Source organism: Marinobacter sp. (assembly GCF_041984545.1).
In the GTDB taxonomy this organism is placed as follows: Bacteria; Pseudomonadota; Gammaproteobacteria; order Pseudomonadales; family Oleiphilaceae; genus Marinobacter.
Genome location: NZ_JBHIXV010000004.1, coordinates 108,195 through 127,506, shown reverse-complemented (window position 1 = coordinate 127,506; position 19,312 = coordinate 108,195). Strand labels below are relative to the sequence as shown.

17 protein-coding genes are annotated in these 19,312 nt (G+C 59.0%); 4 read left to right on the top strand and 13 right to left on the bottom strand.

Annotated elements, in window-relative coordinates; genetic code table 11:
* Position 1 precedes the first annotated feature (1 nt).
* Positions 2 to 1,963: a M48 family metallopeptidase gene (locus tag ACFC20_RS03225; RefSeq protein WP_375191736.1), complete on the top strand. Its 1,962-nt coding sequence runs from the start codon at positions 2 to 4 to the stop codon at positions 1,961 to 1,963.
* 9 nt (positions 1,964 to 1,972) lie between these two features.
* Here ACFC20_RS03225 and gspD read toward each other — a convergent pair whose 3' ends face one another.
* The 6 genes from gspD to ACFC20_RS03195 all read right to left on the bottom strand — a co-directional run bounded on the left by gspD (position 1,973) and on the right by ACFC20_RS03195 (position 8,570).
* Positions 1,973 to 3,931 (bottom strand): type II secretion system secretin GspD, encoded by a 1,959-nt coding sequence (gspD, locus tag ACFC20_RS03220; RefSeq protein WP_375191735.1) that lies wholly within the window; start codon positions 3,929 to 3,931, stop codon positions 1,973 to 1,975.
* A gap of 32 nt (positions 3,932 to 3,963) precedes the next feature.
* Positions 3,964 to 4,818, bottom strand: coding sequence for a type II secretion system protein N (locus ACFC20_RS03215; protein ID WP_375191734.1), 855 nt, complete (start codon positions 4,816 to 4,818; stop codon positions 3,964 to 3,966).
* Between the two features lie 43 nt (positions 4,819 to 4,861).
* Entirely contained in the window at positions 4,862 to 5,650 is a 789-nt protein-coding gene (gene gspN / locus ACFC20_RS03210) for a type II secretion system protein N (RefSeq protein WP_375191733.1), read from the bottom strand.
* Between the two features lie 165 nt (positions 5,651 to 5,815).
* The gene (gene groL, locus ACFC20_RS03205) at positions 5,816 to 7,468 is read right to left on the bottom strand and encodes a chaperonin GroEL (RefSeq protein WP_375191732.1); all 1,653 of its coding nucleotides are present in this window, start codon (positions 7,466 to 7,468) and stop codon (positions 5,816 to 5,818) included.
* Positions 7,469 to 7,546: 78 nt separating this feature from the next.
* Positions 7,547 to 7,834, bottom strand: a complete 288-nt coding sequence (gene groES, locus ACFC20_RS03200) for a co-chaperone GroES (protein WP_053112533.1) — start codon at positions 7,832 to 7,834, stop codon at positions 7,547 to 7,549.
* Between the two features lie 193 nt (positions 7,835 to 8,027).
* Entirely contained in the window at positions 8,028 to 8,570 is a 543-nt protein-coding gene (locus ACFC20_RS03195) for an FxsA family protein (RefSeq protein WP_375183372.1), read from the bottom strand.
* A gap of 166 nt (positions 8,571 to 8,736) precedes the next feature.
* Between ACFC20_RS03195 and ACFC20_RS03190 the strand changes: the two genes are divergently transcribed.
* Positions 8,737 to 9,498 (top strand): SDR family oxidoreductase, encoded by a 762-nt coding sequence (locus ACFC20_RS03190; protein WP_375183373.1) that lies wholly within the window; start codon positions 8,737 to 8,739, stop codon positions 9,496 to 9,498.
* A 144-nt stretch (positions 9,499 to 9,642) separates the two neighbouring features.
* On the opposite strand, the gene ACFC20_RS03185 is transcribed toward ACFC20_RS03190, so the two are convergent.
* The 4 genes from ACFC20_RS03185 to ACFC20_RS03170 form a co-directional block, all read right to left on the bottom strand.
* Positions 9,643 to 10,161 carry a transposase gene (locus tag ACFC20_RS03185; protein ID WP_375191731.1) on the bottom strand — a complete coding sequence of 173 codons (519 nt, stop codon included), beginning with the start codon at positions 10,159 to 10,161 and terminating at the stop codon, positions 9,643 to 9,645.
* A 112-nt stretch (positions 10,162 to 10,273) separates the two neighbouring features.
* Positions 10,274 to 10,585: an MGMT family protein gene (locus tag ACFC20_RS03180; protein ID WP_375191730.1), complete on the bottom strand. Its 312-nt coding sequence runs from the start codon at positions 10,583 to 10,585 to the stop codon at positions 10,274 to 10,276.
* A 37-nt stretch (positions 10,586 to 10,622) separates the two neighbouring features.
* A complete protein-coding gene (locus ACFC20_RS03175) occupies positions 10,623 to 11,966 on the bottom strand; it encodes an MFS transporter (RefSeq protein ID WP_375191729.1) in 1,344 nt (447 codons plus the stop codon).
* A gap of 78 nt (positions 11,967 to 12,044) precedes the next feature.
* Positions 12,045 to 12,527 carry a YajQ family cyclic di-GMP-binding protein gene (locus ACFC20_RS03170; RefSeq protein ID WP_091986476.1) on the bottom strand — a complete coding sequence of 161 codons (483 nt, stop codon included), beginning with the start codon at positions 12,525 to 12,527 and terminating at the stop codon, positions 12,045 to 12,047.
* Positions 12,528 to 12,638: 111 nt separating this feature from the next.
* Between ACFC20_RS03170 and ACFC20_RS03165 the strand changes: the two genes are divergently transcribed.
* Both ACFC20_RS03165 and ACFC20_RS03160 read left to right on the top strand, forming a co-directional pair.
* Positions 12,639 to 13,610: a response regulator gene (locus ACFC20_RS03165; RefSeq protein ID WP_375191728.1), complete on the top strand. Its 972-nt coding sequence runs from the start codon at positions 12,639 to 12,641 to the stop codon at positions 13,608 to 13,610.
* 501 nt (positions 13,611 to 14,111) lie between these two features.
* Positions 14,112 to 15,143 carry an AraC family transcriptional regulator gene (locus ACFC20_RS03160; RefSeq protein WP_375191727.1) on the top strand — a complete coding sequence of 344 codons (1,032 nt, stop codon included), beginning with the start codon at positions 14,112 to 14,114 and terminating at the stop codon, positions 15,141 to 15,143.
* Positions 15,144 to 15,366: 223 nt separating this feature from the next.
* On the opposite strand, the gene ACFC20_RS03155 is transcribed toward ACFC20_RS03160, so the two are convergent.
* The 3 genes from ACFC20_RS03155 to fliD form a co-directional block, all read right to left on the bottom strand.
* Positions 15,367 to 16,578 carry an argininosuccinate synthase gene (locus ACFC20_RS03155; protein WP_375191726.1) on the bottom strand — a complete coding sequence of 404 codons (1,212 nt, stop codon included), beginning with the start codon at positions 16,576 to 16,578 and terminating at the stop codon, positions 15,367 to 15,369.
* A gap of 139 nt (positions 16,579 to 16,717) precedes the next feature.
* Entirely contained in the window at positions 16,718 to 17,116 is a 399-nt protein-coding gene (gene fliS / locus ACFC20_RS03150) for a flagellar export chaperone FliS (protein WP_375191725.1), read from the bottom strand.
* A 36-nt stretch (positions 17,117 to 17,152) separates the two neighbouring features.
* Complete coding sequence (gene fliD / locus ACFC20_RS03145; protein ID WP_375191724.1) at positions 17,153 to 19,141, bottom strand: flagellar filament capping protein FliD; 1,989 nt, start codon at positions 19,139 to 19,141, stop codon at positions 17,153 to 17,155.
* Positions 19,142 to 19,312: the final 171 nt, after the last annotated feature.

Sequence of the window (19,312 nt, the reverse complement as noted above, 5' to 3'; positions counted from 1 at the left end):
CATGGCTCATCCCGGTTTTTTCCAGCGCCAGGCCCACGCCCGGCGCAACACCAGCCTGCTGGTGTTTCTGTTCCTTACAGCCGTTGCGCTCATTACCCTGGCTGTTTGCCTGGTGGGCTACCTGGTGACCCGTAGTGAAAGCTCCGGGCTCGCCTTTCACAACTGGCTGCTGTCGAGCCACGGGCTGCTGACGGCCGCAACCGTGGTTGGCCTTATCGTGCTCGGCTCGTTGCTGCGCTGGGTTGACCTGGCCGGCGGCGGTAGCCGGGTTGCCAAAATGGTGGGCGCACGCCCCATCGATCCGGATACCCGTGACGCCGACGAGCGCAAACTGCGCAATATTGTCGAGGAAATGTCCATCGCCAGTGGCGTGCCGGTTCCCGAGCTTTATGTCATGGATCAGGAAACCGGCATCAACGCCTTTGTTGCCGGCTACACACCTGGCGAGGCGGTGATGGTGGTGACGCATGGGGCGGTCACCCAGCTCACCAGAGACGAGCTCCAGGGCGTCGTGGCCCATGAATTCAGCCACATCCTGAACGGCGACATGCGCCTAAACGTAAGGCTGATTGCGTTGCTGGCGGGAATCCTGATGATCGGGCAGATCGGCGGTTTCCTGTTGCGGGCCTCCTTCTATCGGGGCCACCGGGTGGGTCGATCAAGGGACGGGCGGGCCCAGGCAGCCATGGGCATCATCGGCGTGGCCCTGTTTGTAATCGGTTACGTCGGTGTGTTCTTTGGCCGGCTGATCCAGGCTGCGGTTTCACGGCAACGGGAAATGCTGGCCGATGCCTCGTCGGTCCAGTTTACCCGGAATCCGGAAGGCATTGCCGGCGCCCTGTTCAAGATCGGCCTCAAGGGTGGCTATCTGGACACCACCAGTCACGCCAGCGACATGAACCACATGTGCTTTGGCGAGAGCGCCCGGATGAAGTTCACTTCCCTTCTGGCCTCACATCCCCCGGTTGAAGAGCGGATCAATGCAATCCAACCAGGTATGCTCGCCAGGCTCCGGAGCCGGCTTCGTGACACCGAACCAGGCAACCGTCTCTATTCCGGCCCTGCGCCTTCAGCCGGGGCGGCGGCATTCGCGGGCGGGCAGCCCAGGGCTTCCACCTCGCCCCTGGCATCCAGTCTTTCGCCGCCCACCAACACACGTAAATTCTCCGACCAGGTGGGGACGGTCAATCGGCGCAGTGAAGATTTCGCCCTGCAGTTCCTGGAGCGGCTTCCGGCCACCTTCCGGAATCTTCTGTACACCCGGGCAGGCGCCATTCAGCTGTGCTACGGGCTGCTGATCAGCGAACTGCCTCGCCAACAGCAAACCGAACGGCTGGGCCTCCTGCCTGACCATCCGGTGCTTGGAAGCCAGCCCGACCTGCTCGATAAGTTGCTACCTGCGCTCAAGACCATCGGTGAGGGCGTGCGGTTTCCTGCCCTTGAGCTGGCGATGCCGGCACTGCGCAAGCTGGATCCGGAAGAAAGGGAACTGCTGATCACCAACGTCCAGAAACTGGTGGCCGCGGATAACCGCGTTACCCTGTTCGAACTGGCCCTGACCAGCTTCCTGTCACGGCATCTGGGCGACGAGGCGGAGCGGGTTGTTCCCGTTCGCTACAAGAGCTACCGACCAGTGCTTCCGGCGCTGCAGAGGGTTCTCAGCCTGCTGGCACGGGCGGGCACCGAAAACCAAGACGAGGCAGAGGTTTTGTACCAGGAGGCCATGGCGGGCTTTGTGGACGGCCGCAGTGACAAGGCGCCGACCCTGGAGAAGGTCACCATGCGTCAGCTTCGGGAGGCGCTCACAGCCCTTAACGGGCTGTCACCGCTACTCAAGCCGGCGGTGATTGATGCCTGTGGCTACTGCATAACCCGGGACGGCCGGGTAGACGCGCGGGAGTATGAGCTGATGCGACTGGTGGCGGACCAGATAGACTGTCCGATGCCGCCCCTGTCGGTTTGAGGGGCCGGGTTACTGAACCCGGGTGGTGCCCTCTTCGAACAGCGTGTCGGCCGTCGGGTTGCCCTCCTCAGACGAGGGAATGCCAAGCTTTTCGCGGATGTTCAGATTGACTTCCCACAGCTGGTCGAACTTGTCTGATGTGGCAGCAACAGCCTCTTCCTTGCCCAGCAGAATCTTCGGGCGCAGGAACACCAGCAGGTTCCGCTTCACCCGACGCTCCGACTCGGAGGAGAACAGGCGCCCGAGCACGGGGATATCCCCCAGCAGCGGCACCTTGCTCTTGTTAACCTGGTAATCGTCCCGCGTCAGGCCGCCCAGAACGATGGTTTCGCCGTCGTCAGCCAGAACCGTGGTCTTGATTTCACGCTTGTTGGTGACGATGTCCGAGGCGTTCTCGATGCTGTCGGCCACGCTTTCGGTGGTTTGCTCCACCACCAGGCGCACCAGGCCGTCGGCACTGATGGTCGGTGTTACCTTGAGAGTAAGGCCCACGTCCCGGCGCTCGATGGTGGTGAAGGGGTTAGTGGCGTTGTTGCCGGTTGCGGTGTACTGCCCGGTCCGGAACGGCACGTTCTGACCCACGGTAATCTCGGACTCCTGGTTATCCAGCGTGATAATGCTGGGCGTAGATAACAGGTTGGCTGCCGAGGAGGTAGACAGCGCCTGCAGCAGGATGCCCCAACTGATGCCGTTCTCATCACGCTGGCCCGCACCAATGGTGATACCGCCGGTGGCCGGCGTAATGGCGGATTCGGTGAGGATCGCGCTGAGCACCTCACCCAGGCTGCGCCCGACATTGCCGAAGTTGGTACCAGCCACCGGGGTTGATTCCCCGGACTCGTCGCCAACCGCCACCTGCACGCCCAGATCCTGACCCAGTTCGTCGCTGATCTCGACAATGGCCGCTTCAATCATTACCTGAGCCCGACGCACATCCAGGGCGGCAACAATCTGTTCCGCTTCCTGCATCAGGGAGGGCTCACCCCGAACCACCAGGGCGTTCAGGCCTTCATCGGCAAACACGGCAAAGTTGCTCTCTGGCCTGGAACCGCCGGCTGCGCCACCGGAACCGGCGCTCTCTTTCACCAGCTCACCCATGACTCCCTTGAGGATTTCGGTCAGATTCTTGGCATCGGCGTGCTTGAGACGCAGCACCTTGGTGGTGCCACCGGTAGCCGAAGGCTGGTCCAGCTGCCGGATAAGGCCGCGCATTTTGTCACGGAAGGTCTCGTCACCCCGCAGAATCAGCCGATTGCTGCGCTCGTCGGCGGTCACGCTGTATTTACGGGCAACGTTCTCGCCACCGCCGCCGCGGCCCAGTTCATCCGGGGCGAGCTCCTGTAGCAGGGTTACCATGTCCCCCACCCAGGCTTCCTGCAGCTGGATCACCTCCACCTCGTATTTCGACGGGCTGTCCAGCTCACGGACAATCTGCTCGATGCGCTGGATATTGGACGAATGGTCGCTGATGATGAGTGCGTTCGCCGCCGCCACACCGGCGAGGTGACCGTACTTGGCCACCAGGGGTCGCAGAATGGGCACCAGTTCCAGGGCGTTGGCGTTATCGATCTGGATCACGCGGGTGATCAGCTGTTCGGAGGGCGTTTCCTCAAAGCGGTTCAGAGACTCGGCGGACTGTTTGGCATCCACCTGCTGGACCACCTTGATCACTTCTTCACCAGGTATGGCCGTGAAGCCGTGCACGTTGAGAACCGCCAGAAACAGATCGTAAATCTCATCCTTGTTCATGGGCGCGCTGGAGAGCACCGTTACCTTCCCCTTCACCCGCGGATCCACCACAAAACTGTAGCCGGTGATGTCCGCCACCTGGGTTACGAAAGCGCGAATGTCGGCATCTTTCAGGTTCAGTCTCCAGGTTTCGGCTTGTTGTCCATGGGCCACGGACATGAACGGGAGCAGAACCAGCAGGACAAGCGCCCGCAGAAAATTGATCTTGTGGTTATACATCTGGCGATTTCGTCCTGTTTCGATGAACCCGGTCAGCGCCACTGCTCGGGTATGGCATAACTGATGGTGAGGATGGATCCGTCACGCTCGATTTCTATGTCAATCTGGGACTGGCCCCGCCAGCTTTCCAGCAGCGACTTGTCCTGGCTGATATCCCCCAGCCTCTGGCCGTTGATGGAGGTAATCACATCGCCGGCCTGCAGGTTGACGGCATTGAGCATGGGGTTAGAGCCGTCGTAGACGTACCCCGACGCCCCGCTCTGGTCCACCGGGCTGAGACCAAACGGCGCGAGAGCGGCAACACCCTGGCTATCAATCTGTTCCCGGGCATTGGCCAGGAACGCATCCGGGGATGATTCTGCCGACTCGGTGGCCACTTCTGCAACCAGTTCCGAGGACGCCTGCTCCTCGAAGGTCAGGGATTCGTAGCGTCCTCCCCGACGAATGAGCACCCGCGCCGGCTCAACCTCCGCAAGCTCCGCGTTGCCCGGTAGCAGGTCACCGACCCGATAATACGCCGTTTCACCATTGCTTCGCGCAACTATAGCACCGGAGTCTTCCGGACGCTGTCCCACCAGAACGCCCTCGAGGCGCAGACGCAGGCGGGTCTCCGGTGCAGAGCGTCGAACCGCTTCGGCCACCTGGCCGGGGCTCTCCGAACGGCCGAAGAAATCATAGACCGCCATCGACGAGACCTGCCCGGCGCTTCTTCCGGCCAAGCCAGGGCCCTCGGAAGCTGGCGCCTGCGGCACAGGCCGGTCATCCCAGGCAATCAGCCAGCTGATCCGGGCCATGAACACCGCAAGATACACCACCAATGCCACCAGCAGCAGGTTGGCGAACGCCTGCGATACCCGGGTTTGCGCCGGCGTGCTCAGTAACGCCATGGGGTCGATCTCCTGCTTACCCGTTCATTCAACGGCAACATGGTCACAGCCCGGGAACCAGCGGCTGACGAACCCGGAACACAATGTCTCCCGGGCGCGCGGTATCTGGCCAGGGCTGCCCGGCAAGATCCACCATGCGTTTGTAGACCCGCAGCTCCAGCATGCCGTTCCACAACACGGTCGCATCCGCCGCCGGGCCTTCGCCACCCTGGGCAGACACCGTGAGGGCAACGCCGCCCTCGGTTGTGTCCATCGTGGCCTGCATGGGTGGAAACTCTGCCTGGCCGCGTTGATCGCCCATGGGCCAGGTCACCAGCCCGCCCTGCCATCGGGCAATGCCCTCGGCCTCAACCAGCCGGTTATCTGCCCAGGCCAGTTGTAATCGATCAACCGTAACCTCTCCCTCAATCATGGCCCCACCGCTCTGGCGTATCAGCTCCTCGAACTCGGCAACCGTGATCTGCCCGCTGGCCTCCAGCCGAGCGCTGGCCGGCCATCCGATCGTAACATTGCCGTTCAGGGAAGAGTGTGACGACGCCACAGAAATATCGATTGGCAACGTGAGCTCGGTGACCCTTGGCGTGTTCAGGCGCCAGTCGACGCGAACCGGGAACCCGGCAACCACCACGCCCGCCTCGCCGTCCCAAAGCGTGCCGGCAACCTGGCGAACCTGAACCTGTTGCGGCAGGGTCACAAAACCCGAGGCGTGATGCCACACCCAGCCGGCGGGAACCAGAACAGCGAGTGCCAGACTGTAAACAATCAGCCCCAGCAGCAGAAGGACAAGCAGCTTGCCTGGGCGCAGAAAGGATTTGGGTTGGGCGTCACTCATTCAGCGTTGCACAGATAATGGACCGGTAGCCGAGTCTAGCAAAGCCCATAGGCAAGTTCATGACAAAAAAACAAAAACCCCGCGTTAGCGTGAACCAACGCGGGGTTTTCGATGTGGGCCGGACAGCACTTCAGGAATGAAGCGCTGCCCGGAGTTTGGCCGGCATTACATCATGCCGCCCATGCCTCCCATTCCGCCCATGCCACCCATGTCTGGCATGCCGCCGCCGGCTTTCTCGTCTTCCGGCTCGTCGGCAACCATCGCCTCGGTGGTGATGATCAGAGACGCTACGGAAGCGGCCGCCTGCAGGGATGAACGGGTCACCTTGGCAGGATCCAGGATACCCATGTCCAGCATGTCGCCGTACTGCTCGGTGGCAGCGTTGAAGCCGAAGGAGCCTTCGCCTTCCTTCACCTTGGCAACCACAACGGAAGACTCACCGCCTGCGTTGAACACGATCTGACGCAGCGGCGCTTCCATGGCACGGCGCAGAATGTTGACGCCTGCCTTCTGCTCTTCGTTGATGGCATCCACCTTGTCCAGAGCCGCAATGGCGCGGATCAGGGTAACGCCACCACCGGCCACGATGCCTTCTTCAACGGCAGCGCGGGTGGAGTGCAGCGCGTCTTCAACGCGAGCCTTCTTCTCTTTCATTTCCACTTCAGAACCGGCGCCCACCTTGATGACGGCAACACCGCCAGCCAGCTTGGCCACACGCTCCTGCAGCTTCTCCTTGTCGTAGTCGGAGGTGCTGTCTTCGATCTGCTTGCGGATCTGCTCAACGCGGGCCTCGATGTCTGCCTGCGCGCCGGCACCGCCGATGATGGTGGTGTTTTCCTTGGTCACGTTCACACGCTTGGCGGTGCCCAGGTCGTCCAGAGTGGTGTTCTCCAGGGTCAGACCCACTTCCTCGGAAATCACGGTACCACCGGTCAGGATGGCGATGTCCTGCAGCATCTCCTTGCGACGGTCACCAAAGCCCGGCGCCTTGACGGCGTTGACTTTCACGATGCCACGCATGTTGTTCACAACCAGAGTCGCCAGGGCTTCGCCCTCGATGTCCTCGGCAATGATCTGCAGCGGCTTGCCCGCCTTGGCAACGGATTCCAGCACCGGCAGCAGTTCGCGGATGTTGGAGATCTTCTTGTCGACCAGCAGGATGTACGGGTCATCCAGCTCGGCGGACATGTTGTCCTGATTGTTGATGAAGTACGGGCTCAGGTAGCCGCGGTCGAACTGCATACCTTCAACAACGTCGAGCTCGTCTTCCAGGCCACGGCCTTCCTCAACGGTGATTACACCTTCTTTGCCGACTTTCTCCATGGCGTCGGCGATGATCTTGCCGATGGTCTGGTCGCCGTTGGCGGAGATGGTGCCTACCTGGGCAATCATCTTGCTGTCGTCACAGGGCTTGGCCATTTCACGGATGGCTTTCACGGCCTCGGCAGTGGCCTTGTCGATGCCCCGCTTCAGGTCCATGGGATTCATACCGGCAGTGACGGCCTTGATGCCCTCGTTAACGATGGACTGGGCCAGTACAGTAGCCGTAGTGGTGCCGTCACCGGCACTCTCGTTGGCCTGGGAAGCCACTTCCTTCACCATCTGGGCGCCCATGTTCTCGAACTTGTCTTTCAGTTCGATTTCCTTGGCCACGGACACACCGTCTTTGGTGATGGTCGGTGCGCCGAAGGACTTCTCCAGTACCACATTCCGGCCTTTCGGGCCGAGGGTTACTTTCACCGCGTCTGCCAGGATGTTGACGCCTGCGACCATGCGCTTGCGTGCACTATCACCGAATTTAACGTCTTTTGCTGCCATGTCTTCTATTCCTGTTCGTTAAACCGAAATCGTTGAACCAATCGGATTAATGAGAGTTCGTGCGATTCGCCTCGGCGATCACTCGAGCACGCCGTAAATGTCGCTCTCGCTCATGATAAGGAGCTCTTCGCCGTCGATCTTGACGGTGTTACCGGCGTACTGACCGAAGACCACGGTGTCACCCACCTTGACCGCCAATGAGCGGGTTTCGCCGTTGTCCAGGATGCGACCATTACCCACGGCGATCACTTCGCCCTGGGAAGGCTTCTCTTTGGCGTTACCCGGCAGCACGATGCCACCCGCAGTTTTCTCTTCTTCTTCCTTACGGCGTACGACAACACGATCGTGTAGCGGACGAATTTTCATTGCTCGGTTTCTCCAATAGTCAGATTAATGTGGCAATGACATTTGCGTTAACAGGTCGGACCGGCGAAGCCCTGTCCGACAAATTGCCCGGCCGCTAACCAACTGATTCCAGCGGTTACAGGCCCGCAGCGAACTTGTGGGACTTATCTGGGGCTGGCCCGATGGTTTTCAACACCCGGGAGCAAAAAATTTTTCACTTTTTTTCGATGCGATCCCGGTCGGTTTCGGTCTCGTCCCGGTACTCGCCTTCAATGATGTTGCCGTCACTGTCCCGATCAAACGGCCGCTGCCGACCGAAGGGGTTTCCGCGACCACCGAAAGGGTCCTGACCAAAGGGATCCGTGCCTCCACCGGCCCGGAAATAGAAGCTGCGACTCTGCCCGGAAGCCACCATCCTTTTCAGGGCCTGGGCGGCCAGCCAGTGACGGGTACCCGGGATCAGACAGAGGAAGCCAACGGTGTCGGTGATAAAGCCCGGCGTGAGCAACAAGGCGCCGCCTACGGCCAGAATCAGCCCTTCAGCCACCTCCCTGGCCGGCAATTCCCCGCTGTTGAGTCGCTGGTTGGCTTTCAGCAGTGTTGCCAGGCCTTGCTGGCGCAACAGCCAGGCGCCGATCACCGCGGTCAGCAGCACGAGACCGACGGTATTGAGCACACCAATCATGCCGCCTACCTTGATCAGCACCGCCATTTCGGCGATGGGCATGATGATGAATAGAAACAGAAACACGGACATCGGGACCTCGGGGTCTGAACTGGAGTTTTGGAAGGTCTGGTATACTCGCAGCCCTTCAGTTTTAACAATAAGCCAAGCCCCGCACATGGTCTTCCGCACCAATGTGCAAGGCAAAAGGACGCACAGCAACCTTAAAACCACCTGACAATAGTGATTAGGGCAAACCATGAAACTTCAAGATTCCGTGATTGCAATTACCGGCGGTGGCCAGGGCCTTGGCCGTGCCATGGGTGAATATCTCGCGGCCAAAGGTGCGAAAGTCGCGCTGATCGACCTGGTGCCGGAAAAGCTGGATGAAGCCGTTGCCGCGTGCAAGGCCGCTGGCGTCGAGGCCCGTAGCTACGTTTGCAACGTCGCCAAAGAAGAGGACGTTGAGAAAACCTTCCAGGCCATCGTCAACGACTTCGGCCACCTGAACGGCCTGGTGAACAACGCCGGTATCCTTCGCGATGGCCTGATGGTGAAAGTGAAAGACGGCGAGATTGAGCGCCGGATGGAACTGTCCCAGTGGCAGGCGGTAATCGACGTCAACCTCACCGGTGTGTTCCTCTGTGGCCGGGAAGCAGCTACCCAGATGATCAGGAATGGCGACCAGGGCGCGATCATCAACATCGCCTCCATTTCCCGCGCGGGCAACATGGGCCAGAGCAACTACTCCGCTGCCAAGGCTGGCGTGTCAGCCCTGGTGCCTGTGTGGGCCAAGGAACTCGCGCGCTACGGCATCCGCTGTGCGGGCATCGCCCCCGGCTTTGTCGAAACAGAAATGACGGTCTCCATGAAGCCGGAAGCCCTGGAGAAGATGACCGCGGGCATTCCGCTCAAGCGCATGGGCAAGCCTGAGGAAATTGCCTTGGCGGCAGCCTTCATCTTTGAGAACGACTACCTGTCGGGCCGGATGATTGAGGTGGATGGGGCCCTGCGGCTGTAATACTGCCTACACCTAATTAACTCGTCGGATTATGGCCCGTTGGGCCTAATCCGACCTACAATTGCAGCGTTTCGACCTGCGAACCGTAGGTCGGATTAGCGAAGCGTAATCCGACAACCAATTCAAACTCTTCCAACCAAGCACCTACTCTCTCCCAACCCCAACCAACAAATCCTCATCAACCGCCCAATCCCTTTGCAACACACCCTCACGAACATACCGATGAAAACTGGAATACGGCCAATCCGATGCCCTAGCAACATACCCATGCTTCACCGGATTAAAGTGGATGTAATCTACATGTCGCTCAAAATCCTGACCATCTAGGATCGTATGCTCCCAGAACCGCTTTTGCCATAGCGAGCCATCAACACCCAGTGGAAGCCCTGGGATGTCTTTAGCTCCCTTGGTGAACCCTGTCTTTATTAATCGCCAACGCCTGGAGAAATCGTGATCGCCTTCAGGCAATGTCCAAATACTATGGACATGGTCGGGTAGCACCACCATGGCATCTATTTCGAATGGAAAACGCTCCATGACAGAGCTGAATGACGTCCGCAGACAGTCAACGACAGCGGGCGAACTGAAAACAGGGGCGCGGTTGGCGGTTACGACGGTGAAAAAAAAGGTGCCGCCTTGTACTCGATTTCTGCGGTACTTCATCATACGTCCTTGTATGAGGTGAATGTGTTGTCGGGTTACGGCTCTTCGAGCCTAACCCGACCTACGACTTAGGAGCTTTGGGTTGTCGGATTATGGCTTTGCCTAATCCGACCTACGGTTGCCATTGAAATTGACACATCCGAACGCGGCCTTTGGTGACCTCTACGCCCTCCCCCTCCAATCTACTAATCTGAGTTTTGTAGGCTTCAGATCCTTCCGGAAAGGCGATCTGGCCGTTGCTGCGGATCACGCGGAACCAGGGGATGCTGTGGCCGGAAGGTAACTTGCCCAAGGCTCGACCTATGTATCTGGCCTGGCGCCCCAAGCCGGCCATGGCGGCTACCTGGCCATAACTGGCCACCTGGCCGGGCGGGATTGCGGCGACGACTTGCCAGATTTTTTGGTCTTTTGTTGGCTCGGGCATCGTATAGGCGTCTCGTTCTTTGTCGGATTACGCTTCGCTAATCCGACCTACTTTCTGATTCTGCATCAGGTTGGGCTTCATTCTTTGGCGCTAACGCATCCAATCGATCACCATGTCGAATCATGAAAACGGCCAACATGATAGCCGGCACGCCCATAAGCCCGGCAATCAGGAAGAATTCCGCATAACCGAACCCTGCCACCACAATGCCAGAGAAGCCTCCAATAAACTTACCCGGGAGGGTCATCAGCGAGCTGAACAGGGCGTACTGGGTGGCGGTGAACGAAGCACTGGTCATGCTCGAGAGCCAGGCAATCAGGGCCACGTTGGCAATACCGCCGCTCAGGTTGTCAGCACTGACCACAGCGGCAAGGGTCATGATATTGGGCGGGTACTGTGCCAGGCCAACGAAGAACAGGTTGGTGGCCGCCGTCATAACGGCCCCGAGCAGAAGAATGCGGCGCACCCCATAACGTACCACCAGCACCCCGCCGATCAGTGAGCCAGCGATGGTCATGAAAAAGCCGAAAATCTTGGTAACGTCCGCCACCTGGGTTTTGCTGAAGCCCATGAAATCCAGGTAGAAAGGATTAGCCATCACGCCCATGGCAATGTCGGAAATCCGGTAAACCGCCACCATCAACAGGATAATCAGCGCCAGTTCCCGATAGCGCCGGAAGAAATCCAGGAAAGGCCCCGCCACGGCGGCATAAAACCAGCCCACCAGCCGGGCCAGGCGCGGATTCAGGTGGCTGCGCCGCGCGGCTTCCTGTTCGATTTTATGGGCGATGTCCTGGGCGGCGGCGAAATGATTGACCGCCGGTTCGCGAACCACCAGCACGGTGAGCGCCCCCACGCCCACCAAGGCCGCCATGACCTCGTAGGACACCTGCCAGGACCAGAACTCTGCGAGATACAGGGCGCCCGCTCCGGCTACCAGCAGGGCAAGCCGATAACCAAAGATGTAGGTGGCTGCCAGCGCCGCCTGCAACCGCTCCTCGGCGATCTCGATGCGGTAGGCATCAATGGCCACATCCTGGGTGGCGGAAGAAAAGGCCACCAGCAGGCCACACAGGGCCATCATCTCTGGCGCAGCCGTGGCATCCACGTGGGCCATCAGGTACAGCCCGGTCGCAATCCCGGCCTGGGCGAACAGGATCCAGCTCCGGCGCTTGCCCAGCAGCCGGTCCAGAAGGGGTAGCTGTAACCGGTCCACCACCGGCGCCCAGAACACCTTGATGGAATAGGTAATGCCCAGCCAGCTGAAAAAGCCGATGGTGGCCGTCTCCACCCCGACGTCCGCCAGCCGGGCGTTCAGGGTGGAGAACACCAAAAGGAACGGAAGGCCGGCGGAAAACCCCAGGAACAGGAGCGCGATCACCTGCCAGCGGGTGTACGTATGGAGTGTTTCCCGGGCCAGAGCCAGGCGGTTGCCGGTTACGATGGCAGAATCTCCGAATCAGTCGCGGAAGTTGTTGAACTGCAGCGGGATATCCAGCTCGGCTTCGCGCAGCATGGCAATGGCTTCCTGAAGATCGTCACGCTTCTTGCCGGTAACGCGAACCTTGTCACCCTGAATACTGGCCTGAACCTTCATCTTCTGGTCCTTGATCATCTTGACGATTTTCTTGGCCATGTCGGTCTCGATGCCCTGCTTGAGCTGCAGGTGCTGTTTCACCAGCTTGCCCGACTTGCTATCGCCATTCTCGGCCAGCGCCCGGGTATCGATGTTCCGCTTGGCGAACGCCATGCGCAGCATGTCCATCAACTGCTCCAGCTGAAATTCCTGCTCCGCGCTGATGGTAATGCCCTTGTCGTCCAGCTCGATATCCGCTTCCACATTCTTGAAATCCCATCGGTTACCCAGCTCCCGTTTGGCCTGGTCCACCGCGTTGGTGACTTCGTGCATATCAATTTCCGAAACTATGTCAAAAGAAGGCATGGTCGTTATTCTCCCACTGGGTAAGAAGGTATACTGCCGGAATTTGCTGGGGATGATACCAACCCCCGGGATCTCCCGCACCTGACAACGGACTGGTAGAAGACGATAACAATGCCGAACCTGGACCTTCCCATCCTCGTAGTAGACGACGCGAAATTCAGCAGTATGGTGGTAAGCCGCACGCTGCGAAATGCCGGTTATCGCGACGTACGCATCGCCAACAATGCCCCGGCGGCCCTGGAGCTGATCGAGCAGCGGCCGGTGAGCGTGCTGATTGCCGACTGGCTGATGCCCGAGATGGACGGCCTGGCGCTGACCGACCAGGTGCGCCAGCAGGATGAACAGGACAACCACTACACCTATGTGATCCTGCTGACGGCACGGGAAAGCGTGGAGGCATTATCGGAAGCGTTTGATCGGGGTGTAGACGATTTCATCTACAAGTCCGACATGACCAAGCAGCTCATTCCCCGGATTTTTGCAGCGGACCGCATGGCCGACCGCCAGAACACCCTGCTGCGGGCCAATTCCCTGCTAATCGAGAACAATCGGGAGCTGGAATCCACCAATATCATCGATCTGGAAACCGGCCTGTGTAACACCCGCTACGGCCGCGAGCGCCTGAACAAGACCCTGCGTCACGCGGAGTCCCGGGGCGGCTGTACGGCCTATGTCCTGTGCGGCATCCGCAACTGGCAGGAACTCAAGCGCAAGCATCCGCCCACGGTTATGAGCGAATTGGCCATCGGCATTGCCCGCCGGCTGAGCACGCTGATCCGGCCCATCGATGCCCTGTGCCGCGTTGGCGACAACCAGTTCGCGATCATCGCCTATTTTCCCAACAGCGATCACTGCAGCACCACCGCCTTCCGGCGGGTGTTCGACGGTATCAATCACAAGGCCCTGAAGACCACCGCCGGCTATATTTCGGTGGAAGCGGGCATGGTGCTTTGCAAGGCCGACGCCCAGAAGGGCACTCCGTCTACCCAGGACATGGAGCGGGCGGCGGTTCACGGGCTGGTGGACGCCTACGATACCCGGCGGTTCACGGAAGTCGTGCCGGAGATTGGCTTAACCGCATAATCCGACAACCAGTGTCAGCCTTGGCGACACACTCGGTAACACTGGGACACACATCACAAACAGACAGGAGTGAGCGAGGGGCTTATTCTGACATCGTGGATTCAAGCAGTATCCCCCATGGTGGAGGAGCCGTGTAGTACCTCCGCCGCCATATGGGGAATGAAGTCCACCGGATTAACGAATTTTTCAGGCACTTTCGTTCTTTCCTTGTTTTTGGGCCAGCTTTTTAGCTGGCCTTTTTATTTTCTGGCTTTTTCCTCTGGCCTTGGAGTTACGCAGCGCTGTGACTGGGAAATGATTTCCAGAAAACGCCCGTGAATACCTCCCTGTAGGGCTTGGTCGCGCCGTCCCTGGCGCTCCACATTTCTGGAAATCATTTCCCAGCCCCATCACCGCTTGGCCAGAGTTCACAGTCCGGCTTCCCTTACCGCAATTCCAGAACAGATATCCGCTATACTGCATCTACAACGATTCCAACAACGCTAATGCAGTAGTCGAACCATGACATCCCTCGGAACCGCCTCCGTCGCCGCCCTGCGCCAGTATGTCCGTGCCGCCGAATCGGCAGGCGTCGACACCCGGCAGATTTTCGAAGCGGTGGGCCTTAACCCAACCATCCTCGACACCGACGACGGGCGCATCAACGGCGATCAGTTCCAGCGGTTTATCCGGTGTTTGTGTGAGCAGACCCGCAACCCGATCCTGGGCCTGGAAACCGGAGATTTTGTTCAGCCCGGCTCCTACAGCGTCCTGGGCTACATCACCATGAGCTGCGCCACTCTGGGCGAGGCCGTGGCACGAATCGCTCCGTTCGAGAAGCTGGTAGGCGACATGGGTACCACCAGCCTGGCCATGAAGGGCGAGGACATCCGGCTCACCTGGAACTGCAACTACACCGATCCGGTGGTGCGTCCGCACCTGGTCGACAACGTGTTCGCTTCATGGGTGAACTACGCCCGCTGGCTGGCCGACAATCAGGAGGCATCCCCAAGCTGCGTGAGACTCCAACGACCCTCACCTGGCGCTGGGGTGGAACAGGCCTACCGGGAACGCTGGCGGTGCCAGGTGATCTTCTCGGCGGGCGAGGACAGCATCACGCTGAGGAAATCGTTGCTGGAAACCCGCCTACGCCAACCAGACCCCATGCTTCGCAAAACCCTGGAAGCCCATGCCCTCAGCCAACTGGCCGCTCTGGATACCGACAGCGACCTCTCGAGCCGGGTTCGCCACAGCATTCAGCAGCAATTGATGCACGGCATTACCCGCCAGGACATGGTGGCAGACGACCTCGGCATGACCAGCCGAACCCTGCAACGGAAACTGAACCAGGAGGGAGTGTCGTATCAGAAACTGCTGGACGAGGTGCGGCAAACCATGGCCGAGGACTATCTACGCGACAGCGAACTGGCAATACCGGATATCGCCCTAAGGCTGGGGTACAGTGAAACCACTTCGTTTCACAGGAAGTTTAAAGCGGTGACGGGGAAAACTCCGGGGGAGTTTCGTCAGTCAGGGACGAACCCGGAGGCCTGAAAGCGAGGCGGGCAGCGCTTTTCAGGACTGTCGTTGGCCATGGATGGCCAACGACAAGCGCACATGGGTGAGACCGAGCGCTTATGAAGCGGAGCTTCATGCGACAGCCGAACGACAGCAATCTAAGATTGCTGGCTGGACCCGCGTGCGGGTGCTCGTAGCGTGTCCTGAAAAGCGCTGCCCACCTCGCGACTACTCCGAGTTACCGGGCAAGAACGGGCAGTTAAAGTTTACGACCTTTACCCGCAGCAATACGCAACCGCAGGGCATTCAGCTTGATGAAGCCTTCCGCATCCTTCTGGTCGTACGCGCCCTGATCTTCCTCAAAGGTGGCAATCTTCTCGTCAAACAGGGAATCCTCGGACTTCCTGCCGACAACATCCACATTGCCCTTGTAGAGCTTCAGGCGGACCGTACCGTTCACGTAGGCCTGGGTCTGATCAATCAGCGCCTGCAGGGCCTCTCGCTCCGGAGACCACCAGTAGCCGTTGTAGATTACCTCGGCGTAGCGGGGCATCAGACTGTCTTTCAGGTGGGCCACTTCACGGTCCAGAGTGATGGACTCGATGGCGCGGTGCGCCCGCAGCATGATGGTGCCGCCCGGGGTTTCGTAGCAGCCGCGGGACTTCATGCCCACGTAGCGGTTCTCGACGATGTCGAGACGACCGATGCCGTTGGCACCCGCCAGCTTGTTCAGGGTTTCCAGCACCTCGTGGGGCTTCATGGCCTGGCCATCGACGGCGACAATGTCGCCCTTCTTATAGGTCAGTTCCACATAGGTGGGCTTGTCTGGAGCGGCTTCCGGAGACACACTCCAGCGCCACATATCCTCTTCGGCTTCCGCCCAGGGATCTTCCAGGTTGATGCCTTCGTAAGAGATGTGAAGCAGGTTGGCATCCATGGAGTACGGGCTTTTGCCCTTCTTCTTCTCCACCGGAATGTTTCGCTCGTCGCAGTAGGCCAGCAGCTTCTCGCGGGAATTCAGATCCCACTCGCGCCAGGGTGCAATCACCTTTACGCCCGGCTTCAGCGCGTAGGCACCCAGCTCGAAACGCACCTGATCATTACCCTTGCCAGTGGCACCATGGGAGATGGCGTCGGCGCCGGTCTCGTTGGCGATTTCCACCAGACGCTTGGCAATAAGCGGACGGGCAATGGAGGTACCCAGCAGGTACTCCCCTTCATAGATGGTGTTGGCGCGGAACATCGGGAACACGTAATCGCGCACAAATTCCTCGCGCAGGTCCTCGATGTAGATCTCCTTGACTCCCAGCGCCTTGGCCTTGGCCCGCGCCGGCTCCACTTCCTCGCCCTGGCCAATGTCGGCGGTGAAGGTCACCACCTCACAGTTGTAGGTGTCCTGCAACCACCGCACGATGACGGAAGTATCCAGGCCACCGGAATAGGCCAGTACCACCTTTTTGATATCAGACATGCCCTTGCTCCAGACTGAACAGAATGGATGTGTTGAAAATAAGGGCGATATTGTACGGGACAGCGGGGGGAATGGCTATAAAGCCCCTCTCCCCCGGCGGGAGAGGGGTTGGGGAGAGGGGGGAGATTCTCGCTCCGCGTCAAACAGCCTGCTGCTGACCAATCGCCTCGTCGCGAATGCCATCCCAGCCTTCTTTGACGGAACGCAGCAGGTTGAGCACCTCGTCCAGCTTCTGAACATCGTTCTTGGCACTGGCTTCAAGCAGCGTCCGCTCCATGTAGTCGTAGAGCGCCTCGAGTCGCGCAGCCAGATCGCCGCCTTGCTCGAAGTCGAGGAATGACCGCAACCCGCCAATGATCTCGATGGCCTTGTTCAGCAGTTGTGCCTTTCCACCGTAATCCTTCGCCTGCATCTTGGCCTTGGCCATGTTGATGCGCTCGATAGCACCGTTGTACAGAAGCTGGATCAGCTTATGGGGATCGGCATCAGTGATGCTGGTTTGGGTGTTTACGCGCTGGTATGCCTGTAAACCGTTCATATCAGACCTCTTGGTTCGCTAACCGGCTGGGGCCGATCAGTTGTTGTTCCGGTTGTTCTGGGGCGCAAGCGCTGCCAACTGCTGGCTTACGTAATCCCGGGTACTATTCAGTTGGGAGATAAGGGAGTCTGCCGCTGAGAACTGGCTAACCAGCCGCTCGCGATATGCGGCAATACGCTCTTCCAGTCGAGCCCGGTTCTCCTGAATCTGTTCCAGGTCGCGATTGAGACTCTCAGTCCGAGATTCAATGGCACCATCTGCACCTACAAAACTGCTGACGAGATCAACCGTTCTCTCCGCTACCCCCTCAACAAAGGTAATCGAGCCCCGACTCCCCGTCTGATCGCCCAGGATCCGAACCTGTAAGCCGGACCCACCGCCATTACCGTTTCCAAGAAACAGTACCTGGCCGTCTCCTTCAGCGGTGCGGCCACCGATCGTGCCTGCGACATCCAGGCCGGAAGTTCCGGTGGCAACCGACAAACCGTAAGCGGATCCGTCTTCAACTGTAGTCAGGCTAACGTTCGAATCACTGCCGTAGTCTGAAGATGTGAAGGTCAGTTCTCCACCGCTTCCAACACCCACCTGGACACTCGAGCCCGACGCCTTCAAGGCGTTATTTGCATTTAATTGGGCCTGGATCTCATCCGCTAGTTCCTGAGCGGTGTTGTAGGTTTGCTGTGTTAGCTGCACGCTGACGGACGTTTCACCATTTACCCGGAAAGTCAGCTCGTCGTTGCCCACGCCGATTGTCACGGGTGCAGTGAACGCGGCACCAGCAAGCGAACCCTGGGTTGCAGCCTGGGTGATGTTGATTTCGTACCGGCCCGGCTCAGTATTCAAGCCGCTCCGAACGAACTCGACCTGACTATCTGTTGTACGGCCTTGCTCCGCAAACAGCGCCGTCACATCGTCCGGATTGTTCTTCAGCTGCTCTTCAAATTTGGCGCGATCGAACTGCAGGCCACCGGTTTCAAAATTCGTTGTAATGCCCACATCGGCCAGGCTGCGAACGCTCGAATTTTCGAGGCCGGGCACAACCCGCGTCAGTACCTGCCGCAATTGGTTCTGGATTGAGCGAACAGTGCTGTCACCGGTGAGAAGGCTACCCACGCCAGCTTCGGTATTGAATCCAGCAAGGCTATCAATCGTGGATTGCAGCGCATTGAATTTATCGACAAAACCCTGCACACGATCGGCCACCGCACCAAAGTCCTGCTGAACCTTGATAATCGAGGAGCCAGTCTCTGTGATGTCGAAAGTCAAACCGTCGATTACATTCTCGAAACTATTGGTGGAGCGGGTAACTTCAACACCGTTTATTTTCATAACGGCATCAGAAGCCGCAATCGTCTCTTTCAAACCGGCATCGACATCCATGCCGCTGTTGAACGCAAATCGAGACAACCCCTGGTTGTCGGTGTCTGTGCCACCAGTATCACCGGATACTGAGATACTTACCGCATTCGCCGTTCCAGTCTCGTCTGCAGATAGGACCAACTGGAAGCCATTTCCAGTGTCAATAACACCTGCAGAAACTCCCGCATCCGAATCATTGATGGCGTTCGCAAGCCCCTGAAGCGTGTCGTTGCTAGCGTCAATGGTAATGTTCGTCGTTTTATCGCCAACATTGAGCGTCAGTGTGCCCTGCCCGACGCTGGTCGCATCACGGTCTGCAAACACATCCCTCGAAGCCAACGCCTGTGCGCCGGCAAGACTGGTTACTTCAACACTGTAGGTGCCGCGGCTGGCCTTGGTGCTGTCCACAGACACCGCAATGCCTTCATTAGAAGAACTTGCAGAAAAAGCCTTGAGATTATCCGGAGCACTGAGCTGGCGCATGGGCAGGCGCAATTCGGTGATAGCGCTACGGAGCTTGCCATAGGCTGACAGCAAAGCCTGCGTTTGCTCTGTCTTTTGTTTAAGCCTGTTTTCCGTGGGCGCACGCTCGGCCTGAACCAGCTGATCAACAAGATCAGAGGTCAGCACACCCGAACCAATACCCAGCGATGAAATGCTTGCCATGCCAATGCCTCCTCAAGGGGGCGAATCTCTTCATTGTTCAGTTTATCGGCAAAAACCGGCAAAACTTTGCCTTTTTCTTCTACCGATTTGTAACAGTCTGTAACAGACCCTCCCCTCTCCCCTTGCGGGAGAGGGGCCGGGGGAGAGGGGGAAACCGGAATTCATGGCCAC

Coding starts and splice junctions, on each gene's coding strand:
- ACFC20_RS03225 (WP_375191736.1), top strand. CDS start 2: ATGGCTCATCCCGGTTTTTTCCAGCGCCAGGCCCACGCCCGGCGCAAC.
- gspD (WP_375191735.1), bottom strand. CDS start 3,931: ATGTATAACCACAAGATCAATTTTCTGCGGGCGCTTGTCCTGCTGGTT.
- ACFC20_RS03215 (WP_375191734.1), bottom strand. CDS start 4,818: ATGGCGTTACTGAGCACGCCGGCGCAAACCCGGGTATCGCAGGCGTTC.
- gspN (WP_375191733.1), bottom strand. CDS start 5,650: ATGAGTGACGCCCAACCCAAATCCTTTCTGCGCCCAGGCAAGCTGCTT.
- groL (WP_375191732.1), bottom strand. CDS start 7,468: ATGGCAGCAAAAGACGTTAAATTCGGTGATAGTGCACGCAAGCGCATG.
- groES (WP_053112533.1), bottom strand. CDS start 7,834: ATGAAAATTCGTCCGCTACACGATCGTGTTGTCGTACGCCGTAAGGAA.
- ACFC20_RS03195 (WP_375183372.1), bottom strand. CDS start 8,570: ATGTCCGTGTTTCTGTTTCTATTCATCATCATGCCCATCGCCGAAATG.
- ACFC20_RS03190 (WP_375183373.1), top strand. CDS start 8,737: ATGAAACTTCAAGATTCCGTGATTGCAATTACCGGCGGTGGCCAGGGC.
- ACFC20_RS03185 (WP_375191731.1), bottom strand. CDS start 10,161: ATGAAGTACCGCAGAAATCGAGTACAAGGCGGCACCTTTTTTTTCACC.
- ACFC20_RS03180 (WP_375191730.1), bottom strand. CDS start 10,585: ATGCCCGAGCCAACAAAAGACCAAAAAATCTGGCAAGTCGTCGCCGCA.
- ACFC20_RS03170 (WP_091986476.1), bottom strand. CDS start 12,527: ATGCCTTCTTTTGACATAGTTTCGGAAATTGATATGCACGAAGTCACC.
- ACFC20_RS03165 (WP_375191728.1), top strand. CDS start 12,639: ATGCCGAACCTGGACCTTCCCATCCTCGTAGTAGACGACGCGAAATTC.
- ACFC20_RS03160 (WP_375191727.1), top strand. CDS start 14,112: ATGACATCCCTCGGAACCGCCTCCGTCGCCGCCCTGCGCCAGTATGTC.
- ACFC20_RS03155 (WP_375191726.1), bottom strand. CDS start 16,578: ATGTCTGATATCAAAAAGGTGGTACTGGCCTATTCCGGTGGCCTGGAT.
- fliS (WP_375191725.1), bottom strand. CDS start 17,116: ATGAACGGTTTACAGGCATACCAGCGCGTAAACACCCAAACCAGCATC.
- fliD (WP_375191724.1), bottom strand. CDS start 19,141: ATGGCAAGCATTTCATCGCTGGGTATTGGTTCGGGTGTGCTGACCTCT.